This is a genomic window from Tepidibacillus infernus, from assembly GCF_048898065.1.
Classification (GTDB): domain Bacteria; phylum Bacillota; class Bacilli; order Tepidibacillales; family Tepidibacillaceae; genus Tepidibacillus_B; species Tepidibacillus_B infernus.
The window spans coordinates 2141572-2155914 of record NZ_JBLWFI010000001.1; the positions used below are offsets into that span (position 1 = coordinate 2141572).

Consider the following 14343-nt stretch of genomic DNA (forward strand, 5'->3'; position numbering starts at 1 on the left):
GCTTTAATAAAACGTGAATGGTTGAATCGTTATGTCATCAAAGATACTAGGCATGCACATGAACTAATATTTGAGTACATAGAGAGCTTTTATAATACAGTCAGAATTCATGAATATTGTGGTATGCTGTCACCTTATGATTTCGAAAATGCTTTAGTGTGTTAATTTACTAAACTGGAATTATATCTACTTTTAACTTGTCCGAAATCTTGACATAAGACCACCTCACGATAAGTCTTGTTTCAACCGAGTTTCTTACTCTGTTTCCACCCGTCCGTGAGGCCTCCCACGGTAAGACGATTCACTTTCGTTCCATGTACCCGCAGCATCTACGTTGACGTGTCCGTGTAGCTTTCGGGCTTTGACTTGTTTAGCAGTCTTACCCCACGTTTTGCGCCTAATACTGTTCGTGTTCCTCGGGCCGGAACTTTGCCGCCGGCTTCCTTCAGATTCCACCTCACGATGGACACCCTTGCCTTAGGCTAATGGTTGGTTGCTACATACCCCCATAACGGACTTTCACCGTCTAGTTAATCGCCATGCGTGGCATACTAAAAGAGCACCTTCTTTTATTATGAAAGATAGGTGCTCTTTTCTCATTATTTATTTAGATTTTATCTTTGTCCGTAGGTCTTGAACTTTTCTAACATAACTTTCATTTCTTCATCAGATAAGATGACTGGATTACCAATACTTTTGGCGCGATAATAGATTTCTGCACTGAATTCAATTTCTTCAGCGATATTAAAAGCATTGATTAAATCATGCGCTCCTGCAAGTAAACCATGATTAGCAAGTAAGACAGCTTTTCGATCTTTCATTGCTTCAAATGCATTTTCGGCCAATTCTTTTGTACCAAAAGTAGCATATTTGGCACATCTTACATTTGGACCTGCATAGGCTACTAAATAGGAAACAGCAGGTAAATTCCAATTTAAAGCTGAGATAGTTGTTGCAAATGGAGAGTGGGTGTGAACAATTGCGTTGATATCTTCTCTTTTTCTATAAAAAATACTATGCATTTCCAGTTCACTCGATGGTTTTCTTATTCCATCCACTACTTCTCCATTTAAATTTAAAACAACAATATCCTCTGGCAAAATTTCAAAATAATCTAATCCACTTGGACTAATGGCCATTAAATTAAAATCTCGGTTATAGATACTTATATTGCCACCCGTGCCTTTTGTGAGACCACTCGTTATCAACTTTTTCCCATATTCTACAATGAGTTCTCTTTCTTGTTTTAATAACAAGATATCTAATCCCCCTTAATTGTCAGCTACAATTACTTCTATTCCGTATTCGCGAAACGCTTCTATCGTTAGATCTTGTTCTTTTGTTAATGGTTCAAATCTATCAGTAATAATGGTATTAAATCTTTCTTTCCCACAAACTTGGAAAAAGGATAATTTATCTAGTTTTGTATGGTCTGCAATGACAATCACTTTATTAGCCTTTTCAATTAAGGCTTGTTTAGCTTCTCCCTCTTCAATGGTGATATCGGTTAATCCTTCTTGAAAATTCAATGCTCTACTTGAAATAAAGGCTTTATCGATATAGATTCCTTCTAAACACTTTCTTATCGTGGCGCCTACTAATGATAGAGATGTCCCTCTTAGCGAACCTCCAAGTAACATCGTTGTGATATGAGTAGCGGTAGATAGTTCAATAGCTATACTGATGTTATTGGTGATCACTGTGAGTCTTTGCCGATCTTTGATTAATTTACTTACCTCGAGGGCAGTTGTACTTGCATCAAATGCAATCACATCACCATCTTCAATCAGTTCTGCTGCTTTTCTAGCGATTGCCATTTTTTCTTTCTTATTAGTATTTAATCTTTCTTCGACGGTTGCTTCATAAGGGCTGTTTATTTTAATTTTTGCTCCACCGTATACACGAACAATGTCTCCATCTCTCTCTAGTTTTTCTAGATCTCTTCTGATGGTCATTTCAGAGACATTAAATAAACTACTTAAAGAAGTTACATCAGCGTAGTCATGTTCCCATAGGAATTCTATGATTTTTTTTCTTCTGATATCAGGTAATTCAGTCATTTTAATGATCCTTATCCTTCTTATTGAAATGTTTTTGTGTTATTTTTGGTCGAATAGTTTTTTCAAATTATCTGCGTAAGGTGGGTAGACAATTCCTTTTTCTGTGACAATTGCAGTGATGTTTTCATGTGGAGTTACATCAAATGCTGGATTGTATGTTTTTACATCTTTTGGTGCTGTAGGTACACCGAATCTGTTGGTAATTTCCAATGAATCCCTTTCTTCAATTGGAATATCATTTCCTGTTTCGGTTTTCATATCGATCGTAGGAGTTGGTGCTGCAACATAAAATGGGATGTTATAATGTTTGGCTAAAATAGACACTCCTAATGTTCCAATTTTATTGGCTGTATCCCCGTTAGCAGCAATTCGATCACAGCCTACGATAACTGCATCAATCTTCCCTTGAGACATCACCATGGCAGCCATATTATCAGTAATGACAGTGACATCAATTCCTGCTTGTTGCAATTCAAAAGCTGTCAAAGTAGACCCTTGTAGCCTTGGCCTTGTTTCATCTGAAAAGACTTTTAAGTTCCAACCTTTTTCCTTAGCTAAGTACATAGGTGCTGTTGCTGTCCCGTATTTGGTTGTAGCTAAGGCTCCTGCATTACAGTGGGTTAAAATTCCCATTTCATCCTTTAATAATGTTAACAAATTCTCTCCTATTTTTCTATTGATTTCCTCATCTTCCTTATGAATTTCAACTGCTTCTTGATGCAACAATTCTTTGATTTGTGCCACTTGCAACTCTTTATTTTCAAGAGCTTTATTTTCCATTCGTTCTAGTGCCCAGAATAAGTTTACTGCTGTCGGCCTTGATGTGGCTAGATAATCTGCCTTTTCTTTTAGAACTTTATAAAAGTCCTCAAAACTGTCTTCTGGAGCGTTTTTAATTCCTAAATATAAACCATAGGCTGCTGCAACACCAATCGCCGGTGCTCCTCTTACTTTCATCACTTTAATTGCATCCCATACACTTTCTGCTGTTTCAAATTCTTCATAAGCGATTTCATTAGGTAAAAGGGTTTGATCTAATAAAATTAATTTCTCATTTTCCCATTGAATCGATTTAATTTGCTCCATGGTTTCTCCTCCTATTATTAAGCTTTTAACAGTTCCATCATTTCGTTAGGAGTGATTTCCTGTTTAAATAAACGATGTAATAAAGTATATAGACTTGATGAAGCCTTCGCAAAATGAACTGATTTCGGAACATGTTTCGCATTGATTAGCATGTGATATTGAACCTCATACCAATGGCAAAATTGTATTTCATTCTTATCTTGGTAAGTTGTTTTTCTTACAGGTCCTCCACTCACTCTACCTACTAATTTATCATTTTCTTGGTTTGATATATATTTGAGATATGAAATAGCTATATCTTTATTCGCACTATTTGCTGCAACTACAAATCCCCATGTGGTATTACAAGGATATTGATAAGTCATAAATCCGATTTGGTCAAAATATGGATTTTCATTAGGATTTAAGATAGCTGCCGCTTGCCCTCCCCAAGAAACTCCTATGACAACTTCACCCCTCTGAATAGCTTCCTTCACTTGCAGGTTTCCGTAGTTTTCAACTTGTTGTGGACAATACGGTTTAAAAGATAAATAGTCTTCCAACGCTAAGATTGTTTTCTTTTCATCAGAGAAAAATGGTGGTTGATCTAACAATTCCACTCCTCTTTCCCATAAAAAGGGTAAGAAATCTAGTAATATTTCAGTTACATCCGATTTTAAGGCAATTACCGGTTTATTATTTGAATACTTTTCTACTAAATCTTTTATTTCAGGAATGGACACCGTTTTTTTGTTTATCTTGATCCCTTTCTCTTCAAATCGATCTTTTCGATAGAATAATAGGTGTCCATCTGAAAAAGAAGGGATATATAGATATGGTCGTTATATTTCATTTCGTCTTGAACACTTTCTATAATTCCGTTTAGATCATAATCATCCAAATATTCATCCAAGGGAATAATAAGCTGCTTCTCTACCAATTCAGGAAGCCAAAAATTCCCTGGATTCATCATAATATCATAATTTCCTTCTCTATTTTTCAATGCAACATCCAAAGTATTTTTATATTGATCCCAATCAATAATATCAATGATTACTTTTACTTGGTTTGCCTCTTCCCATGTTTTCGTGATTGCATTTTCTGTTTCACGTACATAGGCATAAACTGCGGGATCATTTACGGCTAGGATTTTGATTTGTTTCATGACTTCACCTTCATCCTTACACTTGAATTGGACAGTTATTATTGATATATAAACAAGATCATTTCTTTTAACGAGGGAACCTGTTTACAGCTTCTCTTAAAGTTGCTAAAAAGTCTTCACCTGTTTTAAAGCTCTCTCGTTTTTTAATATAATCCTTAGCAGCAGTGAGACATATTCGCTCTGCTCTTAACCTAGCATTTTTATCTGAAATTGAAGTAATATCTTTAACATGGGCAAGACCTACAATTCGACGAGATAACTCAAGACCTGTTACAGCAGCAGTATCACGAAGTACAGTTCCAAGGTACCATTTATCGAAACCCTCTTCTTTGGCAAGAACTTCTGAGACGTTTTCTTCCCAAGCTTTAAGAAATTTCTCATTAAACATGTTCACAATATCAACAATGGTCTTCTCTAGCCAAACTGTATAATCTTCTCGTTCAGCTACATCATTTATGGTGGCATCTGCATTCACCCATGCGAAGATTAGATTAGCTATTACGTTACCGACATCGTAGCCAATTGGACCATAGAAAGCGAATTCAGGATCGATCACCTTGGTAGAGTCAGGTTTGATAAAAATAGATCCTGTATGTAGATCCCCATGTAAAAGTGCTTGGGCATTGGTCATAAATTCAAATTTGAGTTTGGCTACTTCCAAACGAAGTTCCTGATCTTCATAGAGTTCTCTTCTCACCCATTCAAGATTAGGTGGAAATACATCATTACGTCCCTTATAATCATTAAAAGGTTCTGTATAAACCAGATCCTCTGTAATTTCACAAAGATCCGGATTTATATAGTTTTTTACCAACGCTTTCTTTTCCTTATGCTCTAGAACAACGTCAGTGGTTAATAGTAGTGTATTGACCATAAATGTGGTGACATGATCTGCAAAAAGAGGAAATTTTTTATGTTCAATAAGAGCTTGGCGCATGATCACATGATCTGATAGATCTTCCATAGCACTGCAATTCATGATCTCATCGTATTTGTAAACCACAGGGACAAGTCCAGGGGCTAATTTCCCTTCTAATTGAAGCACATCTGATTCAATTTTATTACGGTCTGTGGAAAGTTTAAAATCATCGGAAATACGAGCAGTCTCTCCAGCCTGTTTTACGATAACTGATTGATTTGTATTCTTATCCCATACACGGAAGACGTAGTTCAAATTCCCATCACCGATTTCCTTACAGTCTAAATCAGCTTCTGGTTCAAATAAATCTAGTTTCTCCTTCACATATTCAATAACATCTGTTGGCTTCATTAAGAAGTAAGTATTGAACTTAGACATAAAACATTTCTCCTCTCCATCAGAATTTTTAGTTTCTTTTGCGGAAATAGGTTGATGCAAGGGCAAGGGCAAGTACTATACCTTTTACGATGTTTAATGAGTAATACGGAACTGACATCATTACAAGACCATTCTCTAGAACACCAACTAATACTGCCCCAACAAAAGTTCCAATAGCGTTCGGCTTACCTGAACCACCAAAGGAAGATCCAATAAACGCTGCAGCAACAGCTGGCATTAGATAACCAGCACCAGCATTGATCTGTGCAGAACCAATTCTGGATGCGATCATAATCCCACCAAGCGCAGCAAAGAAGGTGGATAACAAGTAGGCGATGGTTCGATAACGATCTACTGGAATCCCAGACAAACGAGCGGCCTCCATATTCCCTCCTACTACATAAAGATAGCGGCCATGCTTAGTATGGTTAAGAAAGATATGAACGATAACTACAACAACCAACATGATGATGATAATATATGGTGCTTGCCCGATCTTCTCAAAAATTGGTGGTAGAGTACCAACTGTTGGTGTTCCATCTAGTCTTGGCATGCCCTCACTAATCGACCCCCCACCAGTATAGGTCATAGCAACCCCTTCAAAAATAAACATAGTAGATAAAGTTGCTAACATATCTGGAATTTTAACTTTTACAATTAAAATTGCATTAAGTGCAGCTACTGTCAGAGTTATCACTATTGCGATGAACATAGAGGTAAACGTGGACATGCTATACCATACAAAGAAAGATACAATCAATGAATTAGAAAAGGTCGCTGCGGAACCAATTGATAAGTCCAATCCATTTACTGTCAAAGCAATCGTTAATCCAATTGCAATGACCGTTACAATTGAAATACTACGTAGAATTGTTAAAAGATTAGAAGTTGCTATAAATTGGGGCATGGTTATTGTGAAGAATAGTATAAGGATAAAGACTGCTATTACCGTACCCCATTTATTAATAAAATTTAAGAAGTTAGTAAGTCCCTTCATCTCACGTTCTTTTGTTTTTTCTATTTTTACTTGCATCGATCAATTACCCCCTGTTGAGTAAAAGAGTATTTCCTCTTCGTTTGTTTCAGAAGTAAGAAGCTCCTTCACAATCATTCCATCATACATAACATAAATTCTATCCGTGATCGCTAGTATTTCTGATAACTCGCTGGAAGCATAAATAACTCCTTTATTGGTACTTACCATACGACCAATCAATTCAAAGATATCATGCTTGGCACCAACATCAACACCTTTTGTCGGTTCATCAAATATGTATACATCGGCATTAGCCATTAGCCATTTACCGACGGCAACTTTTTGTTGGTTTCCCCCTGAAAGATAGGCCACTTTCTGATTTTCGTGTGGCGTTTTTATCCCTAGATCAACAATCATTTTTTTTGCAGCTTCGTGTTCGACTCTTGGTTTTAGGAACCCAAGGGGGCTACTAAAATCTGAAAGGCTTGCTGCCGTAAGGTTACTGTATACTGGTTCCTCAACCAATACTCCTTCTTTACGCCTTTCTTCTGGCACTAAGGCTAAACCTTGCTTTACTGCTGAATAGGGAGTATGAATATTTAATTTCTTACCCCTTAACCATATTTCTCCTTCATGAATAGGTAATGCTCCAAAGATCGTTTTGCAAAATTCAGTCTTACCTGCCCCTACCAATCCAGCAATACCCACAATTTCCCCTGATCGGACGTACATGTTTATATTCTTAACTGCATTATCTTTTTCGCTAAGATTCTTCACTTCAAAAAACTTCTCACCTATATTCACTTTATTTTTTTGGTAATTCTCATCAAATTTTCTGCCTAGCATTAGTTCGACAACCTGTTTAGCCGTTAAACCCTCCATTTTTCGCCGAGTAACGAGCTGTCCATCTCTCATTACAGTGATTTCTTCACATATTTCAAATAGCTCAGGCAGCCGATGAGAAATAAAGATGACACCAACGTTGTGATTGTATGCAAGGTCTCGAATAATGCGGAAAAGTTCTTCAGTCTCCCGAGAACTTAACGGTGCCGTTGGTTCATCGAGAATGAGAAATCTACGTTCCTCAGCAATCGCACGGGCAATTAATACTATTTGTTTTTGGGCAAGATTTAAATCTTGAACCAATGTGTGTGTATCAATCTGAATATGTAGACGTTCCAATACTTTACGAGCTTTTTTGTGTATTTCTTTCCAATTAACAAACTGCTTTCCTTTCATCTGATTAACAAGGATATCAAGCATAATGTTTTCTGCTACATTAAGATATGGAATCAGCGCCGTGTCCACTTCTTGATAAACAATATCGATCCCTAATTCCTTTGCATCGCGTGGAGAACGTATGTTGACCTCATTGTCGTCAATATAGATACTTCCTGTGTAATGATCGTAAGCTCCTGAAAGCACTTTCATTAGAGTTGATTTACCAGCGCCGTTCGCACCTACTAATGCATGTATCCGTCCAGTTTCCACATCAAAATGAACGTTTGAAAGAGCCTTTACACCAGGGAATTCGATAGAAATATCTTTCATTACTATTTTGGATCGTTTCGGTTGTTCCATGTTTTCCACCCCGTCTAGATAAAGTAAAACTAAAAATGCTAAGAAAAGAGAGGAAATTGGATTATTACTCCCTCCTCTCTCGTTATTTATCTATTTTTTTGCAAAATTAGCGCGAAGAGTATCCATCCATGGTTCATTAAAGGCATCAGATTTTCCCCAACCATCAACCACTAGATTGAGATTTGTCATATTGGTATCTGACTTTAATTGATCCTTCTTAATTAGTTTTGCTTCAAGGTCATAAGTATCTGGAGTCTCTTCACCAGCAAACTTCTTAGCTAAAAGTCTCATATCAACAATACCAATAAGGCGTGGATCAACAGCTGCAGTAGCAATCCATGTACTTCCTTCTTCTCTCATTAGGTTAATATCCTGATTAGAAATATCAATAGAGATTAGTTTTATATCCATTCGATTATTGTCCTTCATGGCTTTGAATCCACCTTTAGCCATTTCGTCCCAAGAACCCCAAATCACATCAACTGTACCTGGAGGATATTTAGCGAGTACTGCACTCACCTTAGCAGCGATATCTCCTTGAACATCCTGAAAATTGGTAGGTCCAATAATCTCAAGTGTCTTAATTTTATTTTCCTGCTCAAATTTTTGGTAAATGGTTTCCCGTCTATCAAGTGGGGGAACTCCTGGGCCAAACCAAAGTTTTATCACTTTAACTGGTTGACCATCTTTTGAGAGTGCTGCAATTTCATTTAGGGAAAGCTCAGCAAGTTTAAAGTCGTCTTGGAAAGTCGTGGTGATCTCTGGAATACCCTGTCCATTTTTATCAATGACAGTATCAAATGTTACAACTTTAATTCCTTTGTCAATCGCTGGTTTTAACATATCGTAAGAATAATCTTTTTTTCCATGGGAAATGACAAGCCCATCATAACCCTTTTGAATAGCTTGGGCTACTAATTCTTGAAACTTTGCATCATCATTGTCCGCAATAAAAGTATCAACCTTAAAACCAAACGATTCTCCTTCACTTCTAGCCCCATCTAAAAATTGTTTCGTGTGGTCGTCAGATGGAAGGTTACGAATAACAGCAACCTTTTTGCCCCCTTGAACTCCATCAGGTACCCCTTCAATTTTTTCTGCCGGTGCATTTGATGTTTGTGAGTTTGTACCACAAGCTGTTAGAACTAACATAAGTGAAAACAACAAGACAAGTACTTTTTTCATTTTGTTACCCCCTTCTGATTTTTGATTTGTTCTAGACTTAGCTTGATATTTTTATTGTTATGTACTTTTCACTCCTTTCTTTCTAAAAAATTGTTTTACAGATTATGTTTGTTTTTAACATATTTTGCATTCATTTAATGTAAAGTTGTGTTTAATTATGTTTATTTCTAACATATTTAAATCAATTATAAACATTCATAATATTATATACAATTTTAAATTTCCGATGTTTTTACTACATTTGAGCTAGTTTTTAGTTGTTTTGATTATGTTTTCATTGTTTTTCTAAAATTTTAAAGCGCTTACATATTGATTTTACATAAAAAAACCACCAACTGATTTTTTCAGTCAATGGTCTTATTGTAAATTCAAATTAAACTTAATAGTTAATTATCTCTGATCACCTTGATAAAGCTCCAATAATTAAATTCATACTTTTCTCTGGTATTCCAAACTTCATCTTTTTGCTCCTAAGTCACGATATACCTGTGTTATAGCTGCGTAAAAACTATCCTTAATCTTCATTACTGCAAATTGAAAACACTCTTTTCCTTTAAGTTCATTATTATCATGCTCCCACATTTAATTTATTTATCAAATTTTATCACATTATCAATAAAGGTTAATGGTTAGTAATAATCGCCTTATAGCGGCAGCTTGAGCCCGTTTAAATAATGCAGTTGGATCAAAGCTTTAGTAAAGTCTTAAGCATCTAGATCTTTAGTAATAGAGGTATCTTTTCGCAATAATCGTAATACTACCATATAAAGAATACCTACCCCCATCCAAACAAAACCTAATTTTTTGGACATAGGATCAAGATTTACCCAAACATATCCAATCACTAGAAATCCGATAGCTGGGAATATTAAATGATTCCAATATTGTTTTGTTTTTTTCCTGATAAAAAAGTAATTGACTACTGAAACATGCAAGAATAAGAAAGCTGTCAAAGCACCAAAATTGACTAATGAAGCTAAGCTATCAATTTTTGAAGCAAAGATTAGACTAACCACTAATGAGATAATCGCTACGACAAGTGTGCTCGCATATGGTGTCTTGAATTTGTGATGAACTTTAGATAAGAATTTAGGCAATTTCTCATCACGCGCCATACTAAATAGAACTCGAGAAATAGCAGCTTGGGCCACTAATGCATCTGCAATTCCCCATGCAAGAGCTGTTGCGATGATCGTTGTCCATTTTAACGGAGTTCCGCCTGCAACTTCTGCGATTTGATAAAATGCCACATCTAGATTGTCAAAAGTCGTATAATCTGGCCATATCAGAGCAGCTACCCATGTTTGAATAATAAACATAGCACCTATCACAAATAAAGATACAATTGTAGCGTTTCCTACTGTTTTTCTTCCACCTTTGGTTTCTTCTGATAATGTTGAAATGGCGTCAAAACCAAGGAAACTTAATACAGCAATAGAAACTGCACTCATGACAAGACCCAGGCTGAAATTGCTAGGATCATAGATTGGTTTTATGGAAAACTCCGCACCATTCACTCCTTTAGCAATAGCCACTAAACCAACAACAACAAAAACGGCTAAAATGATCAATTCTAACACCACAATGACCTTGTTTGCCTTTGCAGTGATTTCAATTCCTAAAATATTGATAATCGTATTAGTACCGATGAAAATGATTAACCATACAGCGATAGGAATACCTGGGATCATGTCCTGTAGAGCAGCTGCACTAACGAGATAAAGAAGCGCCGGTACTAAAATATAGTCTAAAAGAATCACCCATCCAGCAAAGAAACCAACATGCTCATTGATCCCTCTTTGTGCATAGGAATAGACGGAACCTGCGATTGGAAAGGCTTCTGACATTCTTGCGTAACTTAAGGCAGTAAAAACCATACCTACCATTCCTATAAGATAGGCTAATGCTACCATTCCCTTTGAAGTATCTGCAACATAGCCATAAATACCAAATGGAGCGATTGGCACCATAAAGACCATACCATAGATTAATAAGTCCCAGAATGTAAGAGATCGTTTTAGCTCTTGTTTATAACCAAATGATTCAATCGATTGTTTTTTCTCTTCCCCTGCCATAGACTTTCCCCCTTATTTAAAATAACGTTACTTTTTTCGCTTGCAGTACCCATTTAGGAACAACAAAGCGAGCTGTCATCAATGGATCTACGACTTGACAGATTTGTGTCTGTCCTACTGCACTTAAGAGCATCGTTAAATCTTCAACAGAAAGTCCAAACTTAGGTTGTAATCGATTTGCCATTTCTTTGACTGAACCCTTGACAGCCTCATCTAATGTTTCTTTGGAAACGATAGAAGTGACGACGTCATCATTTTCTAAAAACGGATAGGCAATACTTTGACCTTTAATGACATCTAATGTAACAGTCACTTTCCCTGGTATCTCTACACCAGAAACCCCGATCTCCCCATCGCCCATCGCAGCATGTAAATCACCTAAAGCAAATAATGCGCCTTCGACAAAAACAGGAAAATAGAGAGTAGCTCCTTTGGTGATCATCTTGTTATCCATATTCCCACCGTGAGGTCCAGGTGCTCCACATGGAATATCCCCTTCTTCAGGGGCAACCCCTATCACACCGATCATTGGGTTTAAAGGAATCTGTAGATCTTCATCGAAAACTGCTTTTCCGTTTTGAATAGAAATCATTTTTGTGGTAAAAGTGTTGATTTCGTCTCCCATTACACCTAAACCAGGGCCTGTTGCCATCACTCCTTGGTCGGCAAGCTCAATTTCATCGATGGTGACTTTTAGAATATCTCCCGGTTGTGCTTCCTTTACAAAAACTGGACCTGTAGCTGGGTTGATCTGTTGCCAATCAATTGAGTTGAATGGAGTGTCGGATGAAGTGATCTGGTTTGTAAAACAATCATAAGTCTCTAATACAACCTGAGTTCCTGCCTCTACTTCTAGCATCGGTTGATGTTTGGCACTAAATGAGTAAATGGAAGCAGTTGAACAACTTAACGATTTCTTCATTTTATCCCTCCTCGTTTTTTTCTAAGTATACTTAGATAAGCCCTACTCTTTTTGTGATTTTTTTGCTAAACTTTGTTCATTTTTTACTATTTTTATAATTTTCAAAAAATATAGAGTAAATAAAACGACGAAAAGGGATATACCGATCACCATATTCCAAACAATCATAAAATGTATGGTATCTATTTCTTCTTGTTTAAATAATAGGGAAAAAAGAAACATGAAAAAGCCTATTCCTAAAGAAAAGAAATAACCCTCTTGAATAATATCCCTAGAATGTTTAGAATATCTACCTCGAATAACCAAGAATAGACTAGTAAATGCTTGTAACCTTGTCATCCAAGTCATCATTAATACGGAAAAAACTGAAAGCATGAATAACAATAAGATCAAATGGTGTTTTTTCGCAACTAAATAAGCAGGTAATGAAAAGATATTAATTGCAAAACCTTCAGTTGCAGTAAATAAGTTTAAAGTAACAAATGCCATAGATAATGAAAACCATGAAAATGCTGCTAAATTAAAACTTGAAGAGATTTTAGCAGGTTTGATGGAAAAAAACCTTTGCCACAAAGAAATATCTGTGATCCAACTAAAAAAAGTGATGATTAGAATGATTGAAAAAACAGTGCTATCCTCCCACTTTAACGGAGCCAATAAATGAGGTATATGTTGTAACTCTTGAAAAGTTGTATCGATCCCTTTTCTTAAAAAGATGGAAATAGGTAAAAACATGGCGACAAACAAAACAAACGTCATTTGTAAAATGGACATTTTTCTTATAGCGTCAAATCCCCCTAAACCTGCTAATACGCTTGCGGCTAAGAAAAAAATGGCCACTGTGAGCCCATAAGGAACGGAAAATAGCTTCTCCATGATTGATCCTATCCATATTCCTTGAAGCAAGAAAAATTGAATACTTCCAATCAACAGGAATCCCAGAATGAACAAGGTTCCTTTGGAAGATAATCTTTTCGTTAATAGATCTATCAATGTTTCACTATGATCCATGTCAGTTCTTATTTTGCGAGCCAATCTTCCTATCCATCCGATCCCAAGCGCACTTAAGATCGCATATAAAAAACTTGCCCATATCCCATATTGCTTCATTAACCAAAGGCTTATGATCATCATTTGTCCATTTAAGAGATGGGAAAGGAGGATTAACGCCCCAATACTCATTCCAAACGTACTGGTTCCAAATATATAGTTTCGAATAGTTAAATGGGTTCCAATATGTTGGAACACCCAAAAAATCAAATAGATTAAGATTAGATTTAAAAAAGACCAATCCAAAATCGTCCCTTCACCCCTTCTTATTTATATGATTTACGATATTGACTAGGTGTTCGATTTGTCCATTTTCGAAACATATGATTGAAATGATGTTGGGAAGAAAAGCCAACTTCATCAGCGATCCAAGCTATCGGTTTATCCGGATATTGAATGAGGATTTGTTTAGCTTTTTCAATACGATAATGGTTTAGATAATCTATATAATTCATTTCTAATTCTTCAGTAAACTTTCTACTTAAGTAAGTGGGATTCACATGAATTTGATTGGCTAATGATTCAAGTGTAAGCTTTTCTTTATAAGAATGATGAATAATCCAAATTGCTTTCTCTATAATAGGTGAATAGTTTTTTTTTCAGGATGGTTATGTAGATATTGATCTACTGTTTGGTATAGTTCTTCCTCAATAATCGGTTTTACAATATAATCAAATACGCCTAATCTAAGGGATTCTTTGGCATAATCAAACTTTTGATATGCGGATACAATAATCATCCCTATTTCTTTATTTTGGGATCTAAACTCTTTCATTAGTTCAAACCCAGAGTGACCAGGCAAATGAATATCAATAAAGCTTAATTGAATATCTGTTTCATTACTTATTTTTAATGCTTGTATAGCATCAATGGCTGTATAGTATTTCCACTGAGGATAACGATGATGAAGTAGCCATTTTAATTGTTCTAATTCTAAGGGCTCATCATCAACAAGTAAAATGTTCAT

Annotated in this window: 15 protein-coding genes; 1 reads left to right on the plus strand and 14 read right to left on the minus strand. The window is 36.1% G+C overall.

The genetic code is table 11. The annotated features are described in order from the left end of the window. Positions 1–6 precede the first annotated feature (6 nt). Positions 7–165, plus strand: coding sequence for an IS3 family transposase (locus tag TEPIDINF_RS10715; RefSeq protein ID WP_421692166.1), 159 nt, complete (start codon positions 7–9; stop codon positions 163–165). Between the two features lie 449 nt (positions 166–614). Here the strand turns inward: TEPIDINF_RS10715 and TEPIDINF_RS10720 are convergent, their stop codons facing one another. From TEPIDINF_RS10720 to TEPIDINF_RS10785, 14 genes are all read right to left on the minus strand, one after another. Then, on the minus strand, positions 615–1256 hold the full coding sequence (locus tag TEPIDINF_RS10720) for an L-fuculose-phosphate aldolase (RefSeq protein ID WP_068726502.1): 642 nt from the start codon (positions 1254–1256) through the stop codon (positions 615–617). Positions 1257–1271: 15 nt separating this feature from the next. After that, entirely contained in the window at positions 1272–2060 is a 789-nt protein-coding gene (locus TEPIDINF_RS10725; RefSeq protein WP_068726504.1) for a DeoR/GlpR family DNA-binding transcription regulator, read from the minus strand. A gap of 39 nt (positions 2061–2099) precedes the next feature. Continuing rightward, the gene (gene mtnA, locus TEPIDINF_RS10730; protein ID WP_068726506.1) at positions 2100–3146 is read right to left on the minus strand and encodes an S-methyl-5-thioribose-1-phosphate isomerase; all 1047 of its coding nucleotides are present in this window, start codon (positions 3144–3146) and stop codon (positions 2100–2102) included. A gap of 17 nt (positions 3147–3163) precedes the next feature. After that, positions 3164–3952, minus strand: a complete 789-nt coding sequence (locus tag TEPIDINF_RS10735) for an extracellular solute-binding protein (protein ID WP_082732520.1) — start codon at positions 3950–3952, stop codon at positions 3164–3166. Further along, complete coding sequence (locus TEPIDINF_RS10740) at positions 3880–4290, minus strand: extracellular solute-binding protein (protein WP_068726510.1); 411 nt, start codon at positions 4288–4290, stop codon at positions 3880–3882. The genes TEPIDINF_RS10735 and TEPIDINF_RS10740 overlap by 73 nt, the downstream gene beginning before the upstream one ends. A 67-nt stretch (positions 4291–4357) precedes the next feature. Then, positions 4358–5587, minus strand: coding sequence for an S-methyl-5-thioribose kinase (gene mtnK, locus TEPIDINF_RS10745; protein WP_068726512.1), 1230 nt, complete (start codon positions 5585–5587; stop codon positions 4358–4360). A 28-nt stretch (positions 5588–5615) separates the two neighbouring features. Next, on the minus strand, positions 5616–6620 hold the full coding sequence (locus tag TEPIDINF_RS10750) for an ABC transporter permease (RefSeq protein ID WP_068726515.1): 1005 nt from the start codon (positions 6618–6620) through the stop codon (positions 5616–5618). 3 nt (positions 6621–6623) lie between these two features. Beyond that, positions 6624–8144 carry a sugar ABC transporter ATP-binding protein gene (locus tag TEPIDINF_RS10755; RefSeq protein ID WP_421691977.1) on the minus strand — a complete coding sequence of 507 codons (1521 nt, stop codon included), beginning with the start codon at positions 8142–8144 and terminating at the stop codon, positions 6624–6626. A 90-nt stretch (positions 8145–8234) separates the two neighbouring features. Beyond that, positions 8235–9329: a sugar ABC transporter substrate-binding protein gene (locus TEPIDINF_RS10760; protein WP_068726519.1), complete on the minus strand. Its 1095-nt coding sequence runs from the start codon at positions 9327–9329 to the stop codon at positions 8235–8237. 704 nt (positions 9330–10033) lie between these two features. After that, positions 10034–11404 carry an APC family permease gene (locus tag TEPIDINF_RS10765; protein WP_068726521.1) on the minus strand — a complete coding sequence of 457 codons (1371 nt, stop codon included), beginning with the start codon at positions 11402–11404 and terminating at the stop codon, positions 10034–10036. A 16-nt stretch (positions 11405–11420) separates the two neighbouring features. Further along, entirely contained in the window at positions 11421–12326 is a 906-nt protein-coding gene (locus TEPIDINF_RS10770) for an acetamidase/formamidase family protein (protein WP_068726523.1), read from the minus strand. 42 nt (positions 12327–12368) lie between these two features. After that, positions 12369–13622 carry an SLC5/6 family protein gene (locus TEPIDINF_RS10775; protein WP_068726525.1) on the minus strand — a complete coding sequence of 418 codons (1254 nt, stop codon included), beginning with the start codon at positions 13620–13622 and terminating at the stop codon, positions 12369–12371. Positions 13623–13642: 20 nt separating this feature from the next. Next, the gene (locus TEPIDINF_RS10780; protein ID WP_476471655.1) at positions 13643–13957 is read right to left on the minus strand and encodes a helix-turn-helix domain-containing protein; all 315 of its coding nucleotides are present in this window, start codon (positions 13955–13957) and stop codon (positions 13643–13645) included. Continuing rightward, positions 13951–14343 carry a response regulator gene (locus TEPIDINF_RS10785; protein WP_235589115.1) on the minus strand — a complete coding sequence of 131 codons (393 nt, stop codon included), beginning with the start codon at positions 14341–14343 and terminating at the stop codon, positions 13951–13953. Before TEPIDINF_RS10785 ends, TEPIDINF_RS10780 begins: the two co-directional genes overlap by 7 nt.

Excerpts from the sequence above, each read along its gene's own strand:
- TEPIDINF_RS10725 (WP_068726504.1), bottom strand. The coding sequence starts at position 2,060 with ATGACTGAATTACCTGATATCAGAAGAAAAAAAATCATAGAATTCCTA.
- mtnA (WP_068726506.1), bottom strand. The coding sequence starts at position 3,146 with ATGGAGCAAATTAAATCGATTCAATGGGAAAATGAGAAATTAATTTTA.
- TEPIDINF_RS10740 (WP_068726510.1), bottom strand. The coding sequence starts at position 4,290 with ATGAAACAAATCAAAATCCTAGCCGTAAATGATCCCGCAGTTTATGCC.
- mtnK (WP_068726512.1), bottom strand. The coding sequence starts at position 5,587 with ATGTCTAAGTTCAATACTTACTTCTTAATGAAGCCAACAGATGTTATT.
- TEPIDINF_RS10750 (WP_068726515.1), bottom strand. The coding sequence starts at position 6,620 with ATGCAAGTAAAAATAGAAAAAACAAAAGAACGTGAGATGAAGGGACTT.
- TEPIDINF_RS10755 (WP_421691977.1), bottom strand. The coding sequence starts at position 8,144 with ATGGAACAACCGAAACGATCCAAAATAGTAATGAAAGATATTTCTATC.
- TEPIDINF_RS10760 (WP_068726519.1), bottom strand. The coding sequence starts at position 9,329 with ATGAAAAAAGTACTTGTCTTGTTGTTTTCACTTATGTTAGTTCTAACA.
- TEPIDINF_RS10765 (WP_068726521.1), bottom strand. The coding sequence starts at position 11,404 with ATGGCAGGGGAAGAGAAAAAACAATCGATTGAATCATTTGGTTATAAA.
- TEPIDINF_RS10770 (WP_068726523.1), bottom strand. The coding sequence starts at position 12,326 with ATGAAGAAATCGTTAAGTTGTTCAACTGCTTCCATTTACTCATTTAGT.
- TEPIDINF_RS10785 (WP_235589115.1), bottom strand. The coding sequence starts at position 14,343 with ATGAACATTTTACTTGTTGATGATGAGCCCTTAGAATTAGAACAATTA.